The sequence below is a fragment of the Cryobacterium sp. N19 genome (assembly GCF_002929595.1).
Taxonomy (GTDB): domain Bacteria; phylum Actinomycetota; class Actinomycetes; order Actinomycetales; family Microbacteriaceae; genus Cryobacterium; species Cryobacterium flavum.
Genome location: NZ_PJJR01000049.1, coordinates 75,800 through 93,466, shown reverse-complemented (window position 1 = coordinate 93,466; position 17,667 = coordinate 75,800). Strand labels below are relative to the sequence as shown.

The window sequence follows — 17,667 nt, the reverse complement described above, 5'->3', positions numbered from 1 at the left end:
GCAGGGAAGTCCGACTGGCCGCTACCACGCGGGCGGGGCCGTAGACGACCGCACCACGAGCTCGGGGATGAGCGGGCTCGACGAAGCTTCGTTCGCGCCACCGGTGATGTTGGCCAGGAGCAGGGCGATGCAGCGACGTCCGAGCTCGGCGAAGTCCTGGCGCACGGTGGTCAGTGGCGGCCAGAAGTGTGCGGCCTCAGGAATGTCGTCGAATCCGACGATGCTGACGTCGCGCGGAATATCGAGCCCGGCGTCGCGGATGGCGTGCATGAGCCCGAGCGCCATCTGGTCGTTGGACGAGAAAATGGCAGTGAAATCGCGCACCCGGAGCAGCTCGCGCCCGGCATGGTATCCGAAGCCGGCGGTCCAGTCGCCCAGGATTGGCGCGGTGGTTGGGACGTCATTCGCCCCCATTTCCTCGAGGAATCCGCGCATGCGCGCCTCCGCCTCGATCCAGTCCTGCGGTCCAGCGAGGTGATAGATGTTGCGGTGTCCGAGGTTGATGAGATGTCGAGTGGCGAGGCGGGCGCCAGCTATCTGGTCAACAGAGAGGGCGTGCTTGTCTGCAACACCGGTGGACTGCAGCGTCACATACGGCACGGCGATGGACAGCTTTTCGATGGCTTCAATGACCCGTACCTGGGGTGCGATGACGACGATGCCCTCCACCGACTGGTCCATCAGGTGGTCAACGGCAGCCTGGATCGACGAGGGTTCCCCTCGAGAGATATTGGCTGTGTTCACGAAATATCCAGCTTCCCTGGCAGCATCCTGGATCGCCGCAATACTGCTCGCCGGACCGTATTCCGCGCTCATTGCCGACAGCACGCCGATCGTGCGGGACTGCCCCTTGACCAGAGCCCGTGCGGCGCTGTTCGGTCGGTATTGCAGGTCGTCGATGACCTGCTGAACGCGCAGTTTGGTCGATTCCCGGATGCTGGGGTGGGCGTTGAGTACGCGTGACACAGTCTGGTGCGAGACCCCGGCTAGGCGTGCCACGTCGCGAATGCTCGGGGCGCGTCCCGTGGGCGGGTTCTCGGACACCATCACCCCCGTTGGAATGTGCACGGTCACAATTGCGACCCACCCTATTATGCCCCGGCGCACGACAGATGTGACAGTCACATGCTGGCCAGCTGGCGGCCGACGTCTCTATCCAGAAGGTGGCTCGATCCGCCAGCTACTCCACTTTGTGCGCTCCATCCGCTGCCCGAACCACGAACATGACCGGGGCGACGTAGCCCCGCGCGGTGAACGCGGCGCCGACCGCGGCTTCGATGACGGGGCGCAGTCCGCTGGGAATGAGCGCGATCGCGGCCCCGCCAAACCCGCCGCCGGTCATTCGGGCGCCGATCGCACCGGCCGCGCGCGCGGTCTCCACGGCGAGGTCGAGTTCGGGAACCGAGATTTCAAAGTCGTCCCGCATCGACAAGTGCGAGGCATCCAGCAACGCACCGATCGCGGTCGGCCCCTGCTCACGGAGCGTCTGCACTGTTTCCAGAACGCGCTGATTCTCGGTCACGATGTGACGCACCCGGCGAAAGGTCTCGTCATCGAGCAACTCGGCCGCCCTGGCGAGGTCACTGACCCCCAAATCACGAAGGGCCGGCACGCCCATCAGTCGCGCGCCCAGCTCGCAGGATGCTCGGCGTGAGGCATAGCCGCCGGTTGAGTGGGCGTGGCTCACCTGGCTGTCGATGATCAGCAGGTCGAGACCGGCCGGGTCACAACCCAACGGAATGACCTCGGCGTGCAGACTCCGACAGTCCAAAAACACGACGGCGTCGACGCGGCCGAGCAGCGACGCAGACTGGTCCATGATGCCCGTGGGTGCGCCAACTACCTGGTTTTCGGCGAGCTGCCCGGCCAGTGCGAGGGTGCGCAGCTCGAGACCGAGCTGCCAGAGGTCATTCAGGGCAACCGCCACGGCACACTCGATCGCGGCGGACGATGACAGGCCGGCACCGACCGGTACGTCGGAGACGATGTACGCGTCGAAGCCGGTCACCGCGCCGAGATCGGCGCCGAATTGCCCGAGCGCCCAGGCGATGCCGAGCGGGTACGCCGACCAGTCGGCCAGATTCTCCGGGATGAGGTCGTCCAGTCCAAGCTCGACGGTCCGTTCAGCGAAGGAACTTGCGACTCGCATCAGCCGGTCGTCGCGCGGAGCGAGAGCAACAATCGTGCGCCGGTCGATCGCAAGAGGCAGCACGAATCCCTCGTTGTAGTCGGTGTGCTCGCCGATCAGGTTGACCCGACCGGGGGCCGACCAGAGTCCATCAGGCGCACGCCCGAACCGGGCTGCAAATCCTGCTCTCGCACTGCTGCACAGGTTAGTCATGGTGGGGCTTCTCCGGGGTCGCTGTGCGGGCGGGCGGAGTAGCGGCAGCGGATGCCGCGGCATCCGCTGCGTCGGCCCGCTCGATCGCCTCGCGAATCGTGGTCGCGGCCTGTTCGGGGGTGACGTCGCCGATCCAGGCCCCCATCGCGGCTTCCGACCCGGCGAGGTACTTGAGCTTGTCCTCGGCTCGACGCGGGCTCGTCACCTGCAGCATCAATCGAATCTCCGAGCGTCGGACGTGCACGGGTGCCTGGTGCCAGGCCCCGATGTACGGGGTCGGCGTCGAGTAGATGGCGTCGATTCCACGCAGGAGGCGCCGGTAGAGCACCGCCAGTTCGTCGCGCTCTGCGAGGGTGGTGGCGGCGAAGTCAGGCACGTGCCGGTTCGGGAGCATATGCACTTCGATCGGCCAACGAGCCGCGAAGGGAACAAAAGCAGTCCAATACGCCCCCTGCAGAACGACACGGTCACCGGCCTGCTCAAGAGTCAGGATATCCGCGAACAACGTCGGCCCATAGACGTCGAGCGACTCGATCAGCTGCCGCGTGCGCGGGGTCACGTAGGGATATGCATAGATCTGGCCGTGCGGATGCCGTAGCGTCACGCCGATCGCCTCGCCGCGATTCTCGAACGGAAAGACCTGCTCGATGCCGGGCAGGCTCGACAGTGCATACGTGCGCTCAGCCCACGCCTCAATCACCGTGCGAGCACGAGTGGCCGAGAGGCTCGCGAACGATCCCTCGTTTTCCGGGCTGAAGCAGACGACCTCACAACGTCCAACGGACGTGCGGGTGCGCCCCAGACCGATCGTGGCGAGATCCGCGAGACCGGCCGGGGCGTCGGCATCCGTTAGTAGCGGGCCGAAAGACGGGGTCTTGTTCTCGAAGACTGCCACGTCATAGTTGCTCGGCACCTCGGACGGATTGTCCGGGGTTGACGGTGCCAGCGGATCAAGGTGCGCCGGCGGCAGGAACACCCGGTTTTGCCGGGCGGCAGCGATCGACACCCATTCCGCGCTCAGTGGGTCCTGCCGCATGTTGGCAGTGGCGGGGCGCTGATCAAGTTCGCGCACATCGGCGGCCCGATCCGGCGACAGCGTGGTGTCAGGATCGTCGAAGTAGAAGAGGTCTCGACCGTCGGCCAGGGTGTGCTGCTGTCGAGCGATGCCGGCGTCGGCGATGAAGTCTGCGTGTCTCATAGCAGTTTCTACAGTATCTGATTTTACTTTCCGAAACCAGAGACTTTCGAATTGAAAGAAATGACGAAGTAAGTAAAGATGGAGGCATGGCTTCCCTCGACCCCTTGCAGAGCCCGACGACCGCACCGTCGACGTCACCCGACCGCGACGGGCTACCGGGGCCCGTCAGGCGCGAGCAGATCCACAGGCTCATCGACGAACGCGGTTTCGTGCAGGTTCGCGAATTGCGGGAGACCTTTGGCGTGTCCGGTGTCACGGCCAGAGCGGATCTCGATGCGCTCGAAACTGCAGGAGCGGTCCAACGCGTACACGGCGGGGCAGTGCTCGCCCGAGGCTCTTCCGGGCAGCCAATGATCGAGTCCTCCTTCGAACAGGCGCTCGCTTCGTCCGTCATACCCAAACAACAAATTGGCTCGCTCGCGGCCGGCCTCGTCTCAACCGGGCAGAGCGTCATCCTCGACGTTGGCTCGACCACCCTCGCGATCGCCCGTGCCCTCGTGGCCCGCCAAGAATTGACCGACGTAGTGATTATCACGAACGGGCTGAGCATCGCACTCGAGCTGGAGCCAGCCATCCCCCGCTTCACCGTGATCGTGACCGGCGGTTCCTTGCGCCCGCGTCAGCACTCGCTCGTGGAACCACTCGCCTCCTCCGTGCTCAGCCAGGTACACGCCGACCTAGCCTTCATCGGCTGCAACGGTGTAGATGCCGAGCACGGCGTCACGAACATCAACCTGCCCGAGGCGGGCACCAAGAAGCTCATGCTCGCGGCGACGACCCGCTCCATCATCGTGGCCGACGCGTCCAAGCTCGGCCAGGTACACCTCGGCCAGGTCGGGCCACTTCGTTCCTTTGACACCCTGATCACGGATACCGCGGCGGACAGCGCTGCGCTCGCGCCTTTTCGTGAGGCCGGCCTCGCCGTGTTGCAACCGCAACACACACTTTCCTGACGTGGTTGCGCCCAGCGGGGAGTTTTCTCACGGGGCCGGCTTCTGCTGACGCCCGCCCTTTAAGTAGCCCCTGAAGCCTGGCTGCCAGGCCGTTGGATTGTTGCGACCGGGCAAGGACACCGATCCGGCGCGGTCCGCAAACAGGTCACACTGGAGTCATGCCAATTCTGAACAAGGACACGACCCTGTGCATCTCGCTGTCGGCCCGGCCGAGCAACCTGGGCACCCGGTTTCACAACTACCTCTATGAGGAGCTGGGCCTGAACTTCATCTACAAGGCCTTCGCTCCAACCAACCTGGCCGATGCTATCGCTGGTGTGCGGGGGCTCGGCATTCGGGGCTGTGCGGTGTCGATGCCCTACAAGGAAGATGTCATCGCCCTCGTCGACGACATGGATGCCTCGGCGTCAGCCATCAACTCGGTCAACACCATCGTGAACGATGGCGGCCACCTGACCGCATACAACACCGACTATTCCGCCGTGCAGCGGCTGCTGGCCGAGCACGAGGTGCCGCGCGAATACTCCGTCATTCTGCGCGGAAGCGGCGGCATGGCGAAGGCCGTCGCAGCGGCATTGCACGATGCCGGCTTCGACCGGGGAACCATCGTGGCGCGCAACGAGGTCACCGGCCGCGCCCTAGCCGCGCTGTACAGCTATGAGTGGGCATCCGAGGTGGGCGCGCTCACCGCCGACCTGATCGTCAATGTGACGCCGGTCGGTATGGCCGGCGGCGCCGACGCCGACCACACGTCCTTCCCAGCCGCGGCGATCGACGCGGCGAGCGTGGTCTTCGACGTGGTGGCCTCCCCCGCTGAAACGCCACTCATCGTGGGGGCGCGAAAGCTCGGCAAACCGGTCATCACCGGCGCCGAGGTGGTGGCGTTGCAGGCCGAGGAGCAGTTTTACCTGTACACCGGCATCCGCCCCACCCCCGACCAGGTGCGTCGAGCCTCCGCCTTCTCCCGCCAACCCTGACCCCCGTTTTCGGGACGGGCCCGGGCCCCGTCCCAAGAGCAGGCGGGGTCAGGCGCGCGGCAGGGCGGCCTCGAGGTCGGCTATGAGGTCGGCGACGTCCTCGATGCCGACGGACAGGCGCACGATGTTGTCGGGCACCTCCAGCTCGGTGCCGCGCACCGAGGCGTGCGTCATTTCCGAGGGATAGTTCACGAGCGACTCGACGCCGCCGAGCGATTCGGCCAGCTGGAACAGGTGCATCGACTCGGCGAACAGGCGCGCGGCGGCCGCGCCACCGACGAACGCGACGGAGATCATACCGCCGAAGCCGGACATCTGCTTCTTGGCGAGGTCGTGGCCGGGGTGGCCGGGCAGTCCCGGGTAATAGACGGCAGCGATCGCGGGGTGGCCGTCGAGGTATTCGGCGATGGTCTGGGCGTTCTTGCAGTGCCGTTCCATGCGCACCGAGAGCGTCTTGATGCCGCGCACGGTGAGCCAGGAGTCGAGCGGTGCTGAGACGGGACCGGCCGCGAACTGCAGAAACTGGGCTTTCGCGTAGAGCTCGTCGTCGTTGATGATGAGGGCGCCGCCGAGCACGTCGGAGTGACCGCCGAGATATTTCGTGGTCGAGTGCACCACCACGTCAGCGCCGAATTCAAGCGGATGCTGCAGCGCCGGTGACGCAAAGGTGTTGTCGACGATCGCGACCACGCCGTGTCGGTGCGCGATCTCGGCGAGCGCCGCAATGTCGCTGATCTTCATGAGCGGGTTGCTCGGCGTCTCCACCCAGAGGATCTTTGTTTCGGGGCGGATGGCCGCCTCGACCGCCGCGAGGTCGCTCATCTCGACGGTGGTGTTGAGCACCCCCCAGGCACCGTGCACCTTGCTGATGAGGCGGTGGGTTCCGCCGTAGACATCATTGCCGAGCACGACGTGGTCGCCAGGTGCCAGGATGGCGCGCAGGATGGTGTCTTCGGCGGCGAGTCCGCTGGCAAAGGATAGTCCGTGCTTGCCGCCTTCCAGCGCTGCGAGGAGCGATTCGAGCACGGTGCGCGTGGGGTTGCCGCCGCGGCTGTACTCGTAGCCGCCGCGCAGGTTGCCGATGCCGTCCTGCACGTAGGTGGAGGTCTGGTAGATCGGCGGAATGACGGCGCCGGTGGTCGGGTCGAATTCCTGACCGGCGTGGATGGCGATCGTGTCGAAGTTCATGATTACTCCCTCTGTAGAAATTAGACGCTCAGGTAGCTGAGCAGGTCGTGCCGGGTGATGACGCCGAGCGGCTTGCCGCCGTCGGTGACGAGCAGCGCATCGTGCTCGGCGAAGGCGGCGCGCGCGGCGGCGACCGGCTCGTTGACGCCGATCAGCGGCAGCGCGTCGCCGACGATGGAGCCAACCCGATCGGTGAGTTTCGCGTCGCCGGAGAAGACCAGGCCCATCAGGGCGCGTTCGTCGACCGCTCCGAGTACCTCGCCCATCACGACGGGCGGCTTGGCGCTCAGCACGAGCAGCTGCGACACACCCTGACTGGTCATGGTTTCGATCGCGTCGTGCACGGTGTCGCTCGGGTGCACATAGACCAGGTCCGGCAGGCTCCCGGTCTTCGATTCGAGCAAATTGGCGACGGTGTGACCGGCGGGGGCGTTGCTGAAACCGTAGCTGCGCATCCACCCGTCGTTGAAGATTTTGCCGAGGTAGCCGCGACCGCCGTCGGGCAGCAGCACCACGATCGTGTCGCCTTGGCCGAGCTTCTCGGCGGCGCGTAGGGCGGCCACGACGGCCATGCCGCTTGAACCGCCGACGAGGATTCCCTCTTCGAGGGCGAGCCTGCGGGTCATGGCGAAGGAGTCGGCGTCGGAGACGGCGATCACCTCATGCACGACCGTGGGGTCGTAGGCGCCCGGCCAGAAGTCTTCACCGACACCCTCGACCAGGTAGGGGCGGCCGGTGCCGCCGGAGTAAACCGAGCCCTCAGGGTCGGCGCCGATGATGCGTACGGCGTCATTCGACACCTCGCGCAGGTAGCGACCGGTTCCGGTGATGGTGCCGCCGGTGCCGACGCCGGCAACGAAGTGGGTGACCGTGCCGTCGGTGTCACGCCAGATCTCAGGGCCGGTCGTCTCGTAGTGACTGAGCGGGCCGTTCGGGTTGAAGTACTGATTGGGCTTGAACGCGCCCGGAATATCCCGGGCCAGCCGGTCGGAGACGCTGTAGTACGACTCGGGGTCTTCGGGGGCAACGGATGTCGGCGTCACCACGATCTCGGCGCCGTACGCCGTGAGCACGTTGCGTTTGTCCTCGCCGACCTTGTCGGGCAGCACGAACACGCACTTGTAGCCGCGCTGCTGAGCCACCAGGGCCAGGCCCACTCCGGTGTTGCCCGACGTGGGTTCGACGATCGTGCCGCCGGGTTTCAGAAGGCCCTCGCGCTCGGCGGCGTCGATGATGCGCACGGCGATGCGGTCTTTGGCCGAGCCGCCCGGGTTCAGGTATTCGAGTTTCACGAGCACCGTCGCGGTCAGTCCGGCGGTGACCTTGTGGAGTTTAACCAACGGGGTGTCACCGATGAGGTCAAGGACGGTGTCTGCGATTTTCATGGGGAATTCCTTTGGTCAAGCAGCAGGGTCGAGCCGCGCGCGTTCAAACAGGCGCGGCCTCGGGGATGCACACCGAACGGCGGCCGAACGGGTTCGTGGAGGGTCGGCTAGCGACAGCAGCAACACGGCGAATGAACGGGCACCCTCCCAGTCTATCGGGCGCCGAGAGCCGCCGACCAGCCTGACAAAGAACTGTGAGAGCGGCATCGGGGGAAGCCACAGGGGCGACTGTTACGTTCGAATGGAAGTAGCTCCAACAGAGAGGCCCTCGTGACCCCCCAGCCCGGTTCCCCCGTAAACCAAGCGTCGCTCAAGCAGGAACGCGCCGCAAAGCGCACGAAAAAGCTGGAGGAGTATCACCGCCAGCAAAAGCGCGGCAAGCGTAACCGTCTGATTGGCATCGTCGGCGGCGCGGTGGCCGTGGTCGCGATCATCGCACTCATCGTCACGGCCTTCGTGCTCACCCCGAAAGCGGCCAACTATGCGGGCGGCGGCGCCGGCGATGCGTCGACGATCGAGGGCGTTGAAACCTTCACCAACACGGCCGGTCACGTGGAAACTGCCGTCACCTACGAGCAGACACCCCCCGCCGGCGGCGAGCACGCCTCGGCCTGGCTCAACTGCGGAGTCTACGATCAGGTCGTTCCCAACGAGAACGCCGTGCACTCGCTCGAGCACGGCGCCATTTGGGTCACCTACGACCCGTCGATCTCCGATGCCGAGCTCGCCACGCTGAAGGCCGAACTGCCCTCGACCTACGTCGTGCTCTCTCCCTTCGAAGGAATTCCGGCACCGATCGTGCTCAGCGGCTGGAACGCGCAGCTTCAGGTGGACAGCGCCGGCGATGCCCGTATTGCCGACTTCTTCAGCGAATTCTGGAAGAGCGTCAACGTGCCCGAAGACGGCGCTCCGTGCTCGGGCGCGATCGACGCCCCCGGCAAGGTCTCCTAGAACGCACGACCCCGTGACCGCTGACAATCCGCCGTCCGCCAGCACAGCGGATGTTCATCCCTCACGCCGGCGTCGCACACTTTTCATGGTCGTCACGGTGGTCGTCACAGCGCTCGTCGTGGGCGCCGCAGCCTTCTCGGCGGGGCGGCTCAGCACAATCGCGGACGCCACGCCGGACACGACGAGCGCCGAGGCGGGCTTCGCCCGGGACATGCAGGTGCATCACGACCAGGGCGTCGAACTCGCCCTGATCATTCGCGATCGCACCGAGGATGCACCGGTGCGGCTGCTCGCCTACGACATCGCCACGACGCAGGCCAAGCAGAGCGGGCAGATGGCCGGGTGGCTCGCTGTCTGGGGCCTGCCGCAGTTCTCCCCCGAACCCTCGATGACCTGGATGACACGGCCGACCCTGGCTGGGGAGTCGCACGACGGATCCCATACTGCTGGATCCGACGCCGCGCACGTGGCGGGAGAACCGATGCCGGGGCTGGCGACGCCGGCGCAGATTGCGGCGCTCACCGCGGCATCCGGTGTGGAAGCGGAACGACAGTTTCTGGTCATCATGATCGCTCACCACCGTGGTGCCATCGAGATGGCCGACGCGGTGCTCGACCGAAGCACCAACGCGACCGTGCGGGCCTTCGCGACCGCCGTCGTGCTGAGCCAGAAGTCCGAGATCGACCTCATGACCAGCATGCTCGCCGCCCGCTCGTAGCCTGTCCGCTGGGCATTTTCGCGCCGGGCCCACCCTATGGCCACGGGCCCAGTTTATAAACTGGGCCCGCGGACGGGGCCTGGGCCCCGTCCGGTTAGAGGACGGGGCTCGACGTGATTTGGCGGGCGTAGAGGGAGGCGTAGACCGCGCCTTGGGCGAGGAGTTCGGCGTGGGTGCCGCGCTCCACGATTCGGCCGGCATCGACGACGAAGATCACGTCGGCATCGACGATGGTCGACAGGCGGTGGGCGATCGCGATGGTCGTGCGGCCGTGGCTGGCCGTGTCGAGGGCGGCCTGCACCACGCTCTCGGAGATGGAGTCGAGCGCGCTCGTGGCCTCGTCGAGGATGAGCACGGGCGGGTCCTTCAGCAGCACCCGGGCAATAGCGATGCGCTGTTTCTCACCGCCGGAGAGTCGGTAGCCGCGCTCCCCCACCATGGTGTCGTACTTCTCGGGGAACGAGTCGATCGTGTCGTGGATGTTCGCGGCGCGCGCGGCCGCGACCAGCTCGGCATCCGTCGCCTCCGGCTTGGCGTAGCGCAGGTTCTCGGCGATCGTCGCGTGGAACAGGTAGGTCTCCTGGCTCACGATGCCAATGTGCGAGACGAGCGATTGCTGCTGCAGGTCACGCACGTCGAGGCCGGAGAACAGCACTCGGCCGGCCGACACCTCATAGAAGCGCGGAATTAGGTAGGACACCGTGGTCTTGCCGGCGCCGGACGGTCCGACGAAGGCGGCGAACTGCCCCGGCTCGATCGTGAGGGACACGTCGTCGAGGGTCGGGCGGGCGTCACGACCGGCATCCGGATAGTTGAAGCGCACCCGGTCGAACTCGACCCGCCCGCGCTCAGAACCGACAGACGGCACCAGTGCTGCATCCGGCTTGTCGCTGATCGCCGGCTTCAGGTCGAGGTATTCAAAGATGCGCGCGAACAGCGCCGACGAGGTCTGCAGGTCGAGCGCAACGCGCATCAGGCCGAGTAGCGGAAAAATGAGCCGAGCCTGCACGGTGGTGAACGCCACGATCGTGCCCGGCGTGACGTCCGTGGTGCCGTTGAACATGAGGGCACCGGCCACAAGGTACACGATCGCCGGAATAGCCGACAGGAACACGCTCACCGTGGCGAAGAACCACTGGCCGCTCATCTGCTGGCTCACCTGCAGCCGCACCTGGTTGCGGTTCTCTACGGCATACCGATCGATCTCGTTCTGCTGCCGGGTGAAACTTTTCGACAGCAAAATGCCCGACACGCTCAGGGTCTCCTGCGTGATGGCGGTCATGTCCGACAGCGATTCCTGCGTCTTGCCGGCGATGCGCGCGCGCACCTGGCCGACGCGGCGCTGGGCGAATACCAGAATCGGCATGAGCACGACGGCCACGATGGTCAGCTGCCAGTTGAGCAGCAGCATCGCCACGAAGGCCGCGATAACCGTGACTGTGTTACCCAGGATGCTGGAAATTGTGTTGGTCAGTACCGTCGCGACACCGCCGACATCGTTCTGCAGCCGAGACTGAATCACGCCGGTCTTGGTCTTCGTGAAGAAGCTCAGCTCCATCGCCTGCAGGTGCGTGAACAGCCGCACGCGCAGGGCGCCCATGACCTTGTTGCCGACGCTCGCGGTGAGCCAGGTCTGCCAGACGCCAAGCAGCGCATTGACCAGAAAAACACCGAGCATGAGGGCCACGAGAACCCCGAGCACCGATAGGTTGGGGGGGCCGGCGGGCGGAAACAGCCCGTCGTCGAAGGCGCGCTGCGTGAGCAGCGGCGGCACGACCGACAGCGCGGCACTGACCAGAACCAGCACGACGGTGACGATGAGCGTGCTGCGGTGCGGGGCGAACAGTGCGCCGATTCGAGCGAGCAGGTGCGGGATGCGCGGGGCGAGCGCGTTCTCTGCGCGCTGCGCCGCAGCATCCGCTCCGCTGACCCGTTTGCGCGGGCGTTCGACGCCCGCCTGCTGCCGCGGGCCGTGGCCAGGGGCGCCGTGCATTCCACTCATGCATTCACTCTAAACGTCGCCGCTGACCCGGCAGAACGGATGCCCGTGGTCGGGCCGGCCACGAGCATCCGTTCTCTCGAAAATCCGCCTGCTAACCCTTGGTAGAACCGGCGAGCAGGCCGCGCACGAAGAAGCGTTGCAGCGAGAAGAACACGATCAGCGGCACCAGAATCGAGAGGAACGCGCCGGCCGTGAGCAGATGCCAGTCCTGCCCGCGGGCACCGGAGAGTTCGGCGAGCAGCTTGGTCATGGGAGCGACCGCGCCGTCGGCGAAGATCAGCGCCACCAGGAGGTCGTTCCAGACCCAGAGAAACTGGAAGATGGCGATCGACGCGATGGCGGGCATGGTCAGCGGCAACACGATGCGAAAGAAGATCTGCCCGTGGCCGGCGCCGTCAACCCTGGCCGCTTCAATGACCTCGCTCGGTATCTCCGAGACGAAGTTGTGCAGCAGGTAGATGGCCAGGGGAAGAGCGAACATGGTGTGCGCGATCCATACCTGCGAATAGCCGCTGCCGGGGTTGAGTGCCGCGACGACCGGGAAGCCAAAAACAGTGCCGCCGGAGAAGAATTGCAGCAGCGGCACGAGGGCCATCTGAATCGGCACGATCTGCAACGCAAAAACACCAATGAACATGGCATTCTTGCCCCGAAAGTCAATCCAGGCGAAGGCGTAGGCGGCGAGGCTGGCAATCATCAACGGGATGAGCGTGGCCGGCAGGGTGATCGCGATCGAGTTAATGAATGCCCCGGCCAGGTTCAGCTGGCTGTTGCCCGCGGCCAGAGCCGTCGTGTAGTTGTCGAAGGTGACCCCGGTGTTGGTGAAAATGGTCCACCAACCGGTGGTGCGCACCTGCTGCGCCGGCCGGAAGGACGACACCAGCAGGCCCAGGGTGGGGATCGACCACAGCACCGCGATGATGAGCGCCCCAATGGTCGCTCCGCGGCTGGTCAGCCGTTTCTTGGTGTTGCGGGCGATGGGCGACTCCATCCGGCGAACGCCGCGTCGGAGTCGCCGTGTGGTCTGGGCGTCTACGGGAAGTCTTACGGGCATGACGGAGCTCATCGGATTTCCCTCTGCTTCTTGATCTGGCGGGCGTTGTAGACGACGATCGGCAGTACCAGCAGGAACAGCACCAGGGCGAAGGCGGCTGAGCGGCCCTGCTCGAAATTCTTGAACTGGGTGTACATTTCGTTGGCGACGACGCTGGTCTCGTTGGACCCGGCGGTGGTGGTGCGCACAATGTCGAAGACCTTGAGCGACACGATGGAGATAGTCGTCAGAACGACCACGAGGGCGCTGCGGATGCCGGGGACGGTCACGTTCACGAACTGCTCCCAGGCGTTGGTGCCGTCGAGTTCGGCCGCCTCCATCTGCTCGGTCGGCACGCCTTTGATGGCGGCAGACAGCACCACCATGGCGAACCCGGTCTGCACCCAGATCAGAATCACGATGAGAAACAGGGTATTGAACGGGGATACCGAGAGAAAGTCGACCGGCTGCCCGCCGAACATGACCACGAGCTGGTTCAGCAGGCCGATCTGCTCCTGGTCGGCCGGGCGGGCCGTGTAGACGAAACGCCAAATAATGGATGCTCCCACCAGGGAGATGGCCATCGGCATGAAGACCAGAATCTTGAAGTACTTCTCACCGCGGCTCTTGTCGATGAACACCGCGTACGCGAGGCCGGCGATGGTCGAGATGGTCGGAACGATCAACACCCAGACAATGGTGTTGAGCACGATGCGCACGTTCTCGGGCTGGGTGAAGATCCAGGCGAAGTTGTCGAGGCCAACAAACCGGTCACCGCGAGCGCTCATGAAGGCCTGCACCGTGGTCTGAATGGTCGGAATGACCAGGCCGATGCCGAGCAGGATAACGGCCGGGGCGAGAAAACCGACCAGCTGAAACAGGTAGCCAGCACCCTTGCGCGCGCGGTAGTCGATGTAGAAGAAGCCGAGGCCGAGCACACCGGCGCCGATGATCGCCCAGGTATACGAGTTGGCAATGAGCAGGATCAGCAATGGTGCGAGCACGCAGACGGCGAGGCGGATGATCGTGTACAGGCGGCCGGAGCGTGGGGCAATCTCGACGAAGAAGAGGATGGCGCCGACCACGACGCCGAAAGCCAGGATGACGATGGGGACTTGCGCCAGTGCGGGTAACTGCGCCAGCCAGGAGAAGAAAGCGGACATCTGAAACCTTTCGAGTACGACAGTAAACCCTGGTATTCGCTGGCAACCGATGAAAACGTATCGATAACGCACACCTGCCACGCACGATGTGCCGCCCGGTATTCGAAGCGGACGGCACACCGTTTTCATGCCTGAGTGATGGCTGCCTCAGTTATTTAGACGGCCAGCCCGCTTCGATGCTCGTGAGCACCTCGTCGGTCGGTGTGCCGTTGATCCAACTGACTATGCCCTTCCAGAAGGTTCCCGATCCCACAGCGCCCGGCATCAGGTCGGAACCGTCGAAGCGGAAGGTGGTTTTCGGGTCCTGCAGGATAGTGATGGCTTCTTGCAGAATGGGGCTCGTTGCCTTGGAAGCGTCGAGGCCCTTGTTCGCGCTGATCACGCCGCCGAGACCGACCCGGCTGTTAGCCCAGTCAGCGCTCGAGAGGTATTCCAGCACCTTCTGAGTGTCAGCGTCATCCGAGAAAGCGCCGACAATCTCGCCGCCACCGGTGACTGCCTGGCCACCGGCCTTGACCGAGGGAGTGATGAAGGCCCAGACGTCGGCGTCCGGTCCGACTGTTCCGCCGGCATCCTTGATGAATCCATCGAAGAAAGAGGCCTGGTGGGTCAGTGCACAGGTGCCGTTGGAGATGGGGGTGGCCACATCTCCGAACGGGGTGCTGTTGATCGACTTGACGTCGCCAAAGGCGGCGTTGACGTACTTGGGGTTGAGCAGAATTTCACCGACGGAGTCAAAGGCCTTTTTGATGGCCGGGTCGGTGAAGGGGATCTTGTTGGCGACCCATTTGTCGTAGGTCTCGGCGCCGGCCTGGCGCAGCACGAGGTCTTCGACCCAGTCGGTGCCGGGCCAGCCGGTGGCGTCACCGGAGCCGAAGCCGGCGCACCAGGGAGTCGTACCGGTCTTTTCCTGGATGGTCTTGGTGAGAGCGAGCAGTTCGTCCCAGGTGGTGGGAACTTCAACGCCCCACTCCTTGAATTTCGCCGGTGAATACCAGATGAAGCCCTTGACGCTCGCCATGAGCGGAGCCCCATAGAGGGTGCCGTCCGACGTGCCGTAGGCCTTCCAGTCAGCGGACCAGTTCTTGTCAACGTTGGCCGCAACCGCGTCGGGTGCCGCCTTGAGGAATTTGCGCGACGCGAGGTCTTTCATGAGCCCGGGCTGCGGGAAGATCGCAATGTCGGGAGCGTTACCGCCCTGGGCGCGAATGGAGATCTGCGATTCGAATTCCTTCGACGATTCGTATTGAATGTCGATGTTATTGTCTTTCTCCCACCCGGCCCAGGACTTTTCCAGGAGCTGGGCTTCGGTGTCGGCGATCGTGCCGTAGACGGTGACGACGCCATCGCCCTTAGCTCCCGACGTGGAGGCGGTAGTACCGGGACCGCCGGAACAACCGGCCAGGGCTAGACCAGCAATCGCCGCCATGGCGATCGGTGCTGTAAATCGACGGTGCAGGGAAGGCCGCATCTTGTTTCTCCTCATTGAGTGGTGCCGGGTCGTGTGGTGCTAAACGGTGGTGAACTCGGTGGATCAGCTACCCGTAACGTTCCCGTAGCCACAGATCGGGAACCGGTTCCAGACCATAAAGTACGTCACCCGTTTGGGGATAGCAAGCCCGCAAATGTAACGGAATGGCAAAGATATCGAAGCCTCCGTCACCGGGTACGAGATTCTAATGACGAATTGACCACAAAATCAAGAGGCTTCATGGAACCGGTTCCATGTTGCTCCAGAGCAGGCTAGTCTGAACGCATAGTCCCCAAGGATGGAGGCCCCATGAGTGCAATCGGCGATGTAGCGCGCCTCGCCGGCGTGGCCAAAGCCACGGCCAGCCGAGCGCTCAGCGGCCGGGGTTACGTGTCGACCGAGACCCGCGCCAAGGTCGTTGCGGCCGCGCAGGAGATTGGTTACGTCGCTTCACCCAACGCGGCCAGCCTGGTAACCGGCCGCACTCAAAGCGTCGGCGTGATCATCCCCTTCATCAGCCGGTGGTTCTTCGGCGAGGTGCTCGAAAGCGTGGAGCAGGCTCTGCTCGACCAGGGCTACGACATGACGCTGTACAACCTGCCGCCCGAGTCCCTCGAGCGCGACCGAGTATTCGACTTCTTTCTGGCCCGCAAGCGCTTCGATGGCATCATCTCGGTCGGCGTCGCCCTCAGCGAGCGCGAGGTTGAGCACCTGCACCGGCTCGGCCGGCCGCTGGTCGGCATCGGCGGGCCGATCCGCGGCACCACCACGATCGAGATCGACGACGTTGCGGCTGCCCGTCTGGCCACCGAACACCTGCTCAGCCTGGGCCACCGTGACATCGTGCACGTGGGCGGCAGCCAGGTCGATGAGATGGACTTTCACGTGCACAGCAATCGCCTGCGCGGATTCCAGGCGGCGATGATGGCCGCCGGGCTATCGGTGAGCGGATGCTTCTACTCGGCCGAGTTCACCATGCCGGGCGGCTACGAGCGCGGCCTGGCCATTCTCGGCGATCCGCGCCGTCGCCCCACCGCGATCTTCGCGGCGAGTGACGAGATTGCGTTCGGGCTCATTCTGGCGGCGCGCGAGTTGGGCATCCGGGTGCCCACCGAGCTCAGCGTCATCGGGATCGACGGCCACCCGTATGCCGAGATGTTCCGCCTGACCACCCTCGCGCAGCATCCGCGCGCCCAGGGTGGACTCGCCGTGCGCACCCTCCTCGCCGAACTCGCCACCAAGGACGGCACGAAACTCCATACCCGCCGAGAGAGCACAGCCCCCGACCAGACTGACACCGACGGTACGAGCGACTCCATCGTTCTGGCGACCAACCTGGTGATTCGATCCAGCACGAGCGCGCCGCGGGCCAGGGTGACGCACGGGTCCTAGGCCGGGCGGCGGCATCCACCCGGCGGTGGAGTATTACTTTTGCGAGCCGGCCAGAAGGGCCTGCACGAAGAAGCGCTGGAACGCGAAGAACACAATGAGCGGCACGATCATCGATAGAAAGGCTCCGGCCGACAGCACGTCGATGTTCGATCCGAACTGGCGCAATTGACTCTGAATCGCCACGGTCAGAGGTTGCGATCCGGAGTCAGTGAAAATGAGGGCTACGAGCATGTCGTTCCAGGTCCACAGAAACTGGAAGATGGCCAGCGAGGCGATAGCCGGGCCGCCGAGCGGCAGAATGACCTGCACGAAGATTCGCCAGTCACTCGCACCGTCGATGCGAGCGGCTTCGAGCAGTTCGGCCGGAATCTGGGTGAAGAAGTTGCGCAACAGAAAAATGGCGAACGGCAGCCCGAAGGCCACGTGGAACAGGATCACGCCAAAGATAGAACCGAAAATTCCCAGGGTTCCGAACATGCGGGCCAACGGAATCAGCGCGACCTGCAGGGGCACGGCGAGCAGCACGATCACCACGATGAGCAGCCAGTCCCGGCCCGGAAACGTGAGCCAGGCGAAAGCGTAGCCGGCCAGGGCACCGAAGATGACCACGAAGATCGTCGTGGGAACGGCGATCAAAATGGTGTTCCAGAACGACCCGGTGATGGTCGGGTTGGCGAGCAGGTTCGCGTAGTTCTCAATGGTCAGCTGCGCCGGGGTGGTGAATATTGTCCACCAGCCGCTCGACGCGCTGTCGCCGACCGTGCGCAGGCTCGACAGGAACAGGCCGAGGGTCGGCACCAGCCAGAAAATCGCGACGATCACGAGAACAGCGTTGACCACGCCCTTGTCGACAAAGCCGAGGATGGTGCGGGCGAGGGTTTTCTTGCCGCGCACG

The 17,667-nt window shown here is 64.8% G+C and carries 15 protein-coding genes; 5 read left to right on the top strand and 10 right to left on the bottom strand.

From position 1 onward, the window contains the following. Positions 1-21: 21 nt before the first annotated feature. The 3 genes from CXY78_RS08340 to galT all read right to left on the bottom strand — a co-directional run bounded on the left by CXY78_RS08340 (position 22) and on the right by galT (position 3,539). Positions 22-1,047, bottom strand: coding sequence for a LacI family DNA-binding transcriptional regulator (locus CXY78_RS08340; protein ID WP_104088976.1), 1,026 nt, complete (start codon positions 1,045-1,047; stop codon positions 22-24). Positions 1,048-1,180: 133 nt separating this feature from the next. Further along, complete coding sequence (galK, locus tag CXY78_RS08335; RefSeq protein WP_092340396.1) at positions 1,181-2,341, bottom strand: galactokinase; 1,161 nt, start codon at positions 2,339-2,341, stop codon at positions 1,181-1,183. Continuing rightward, positions 2,334-3,539 carry a galactose-1-phosphate uridylyltransferase gene (galT, locus tag CXY78_RS08330; RefSeq protein ID WP_092340397.1) on the bottom strand — a complete coding sequence of 402 codons (1,206 nt, stop codon included), beginning with the start codon at positions 3,537-3,539 and terminating at the stop codon, positions 2,334-2,336. Before galT ends, galK begins: the two co-directional genes overlap by 8 nt. 86 nt (positions 3,540-3,625) lie before the next feature. On the opposite strand from galT, the gene CXY78_RS08325 reads away from it, so the two are divergent. Both CXY78_RS08325 and CXY78_RS08320 read left to right on the top strand, forming a co-directional pair. Further along, positions 3,626-4,492, top strand: coding sequence for a DeoR/GlpR family DNA-binding transcription regulator (locus tag CXY78_RS08325; RefSeq protein WP_092340398.1), 867 nt, complete (start codon positions 3,626-3,628; stop codon positions 4,490-4,492). 158 nt (positions 4,493-4,650) lie between these two features. Further along, complete coding sequence (locus CXY78_RS08320; RefSeq protein ID WP_104088974.1) at positions 4,651-5,469, top strand: shikimate 5-dehydrogenase; 819 nt, start codon at positions 4,651-4,653, stop codon at positions 5,467-5,469. A 48-nt stretch (positions 5,470-5,517) separates the two neighbouring features. On the opposite strand, the gene CXY78_RS08315 is transcribed toward CXY78_RS08320, so the two are convergent. Continuing rightward, entirely contained in the window at positions 5,518-6,657 is a 1,140-nt protein-coding gene (locus tag CXY78_RS08315; RefSeq protein ID WP_104088973.1) for a cystathionine gamma-synthase, read from the bottom strand. Between the two features lie 20 nt (positions 6,658-6,677). Further along, the gene (locus tag CXY78_RS08310; RefSeq protein ID WP_104088971.1) at positions 6,678-8,042 is read right to left on the bottom strand and encodes a cystathionine beta-synthase; all 1,365 of its coding nucleotides are present in this window, start codon (positions 8,040-8,042) and stop codon (positions 6,678-6,680) included. A gap of 270 nt (positions 8,043-8,312) precedes the next feature. Between CXY78_RS08310 and CXY78_RS08305 the strand changes: the two genes are divergently transcribed. Next, positions 8,313-8,993, top strand: a complete 681-nt coding sequence (locus CXY78_RS08305; RefSeq protein ID WP_092340402.1) for a DUF3105 domain-containing protein — start codon at positions 8,313-8,315, stop codon at positions 8,991-8,993. 13 nt (positions 8,994-9,006) lie between these two features. Then, positions 9,007-9,711 (top strand): DUF305 domain-containing protein, encoded by a 705-nt coding sequence (locus tag CXY78_RS08300; RefSeq protein WP_233206129.1) that lies wholly within the window; start codon positions 9,007-9,009, stop codon positions 9,709-9,711. A 94-nt stretch (positions 9,712-9,805) separates the two neighbouring features. Here the strand turns inward: CXY78_RS08300 and CXY78_RS08295 are convergent, their stop codons facing one another. The 4 genes from CXY78_RS08295 to CXY78_RS08280 form a co-directional block, all read right to left on the bottom strand. Next, a complete protein-coding gene (locus tag CXY78_RS08295) occupies positions 9,806-11,713 on the bottom strand; it encodes an ABC transporter ATP-binding protein (RefSeq protein ID WP_369827285.1) in 1,908 nt (635 codons plus the stop codon). 91 nt (positions 11,714-11,804) lie between these two features. Further along, positions 11,805-12,779 carry a carbohydrate ABC transporter permease gene (locus CXY78_RS08290; RefSeq protein WP_092340405.1) on the bottom strand — a complete coding sequence of 325 codons (975 nt, stop codon included), beginning with the start codon at positions 12,777-12,779 and terminating at the stop codon, positions 11,805-11,807. Continuing rightward, positions 12,776-13,909 carry a carbohydrate ABC transporter permease gene (locus tag CXY78_RS08285; protein ID WP_104088966.1) on the bottom strand — a complete coding sequence of 378 codons (1,134 nt, stop codon included), beginning with the start codon at positions 13,907-13,909 and terminating at the stop codon, positions 12,776-12,778. The genes CXY78_RS08290 and CXY78_RS08285 overlap by 4 nt, the downstream gene beginning before the upstream one ends. Before the next feature lie 151 nt (positions 13,910-14,060). Next, a complete protein-coding gene (locus CXY78_RS08280) occupies positions 14,061-15,380 on the bottom strand; it encodes an ABC transporter substrate-binding protein (protein ID WP_104088965.1) in 1,320 nt (439 codons plus the stop codon). A gap of 309 nt (positions 15,381-15,689) precedes the next feature. Between CXY78_RS08280 and CXY78_RS08275 the strand changes: the two genes are divergently transcribed. After that, positions 15,690-16,772, top strand: a complete 1,083-nt coding sequence (locus CXY78_RS08275; protein ID WP_092340407.1) for a LacI family DNA-binding transcriptional regulator — start codon at positions 15,690-15,692, stop codon at positions 16,770-16,772. A 33-nt stretch (positions 16,773-16,805) separates the two neighbouring features. Here the strand turns inward: CXY78_RS08275 and CXY78_RS08270 are convergent, their stop codons facing one another. Beyond that, positions 16,806-17,666, bottom strand: coding sequence for a carbohydrate ABC transporter permease (locus CXY78_RS08270; protein WP_276326798.1), 861 nt, complete (start codon positions 17,664-17,666; stop codon positions 16,806-16,808). Position 17,667: the final 1 nt, after the last annotated feature.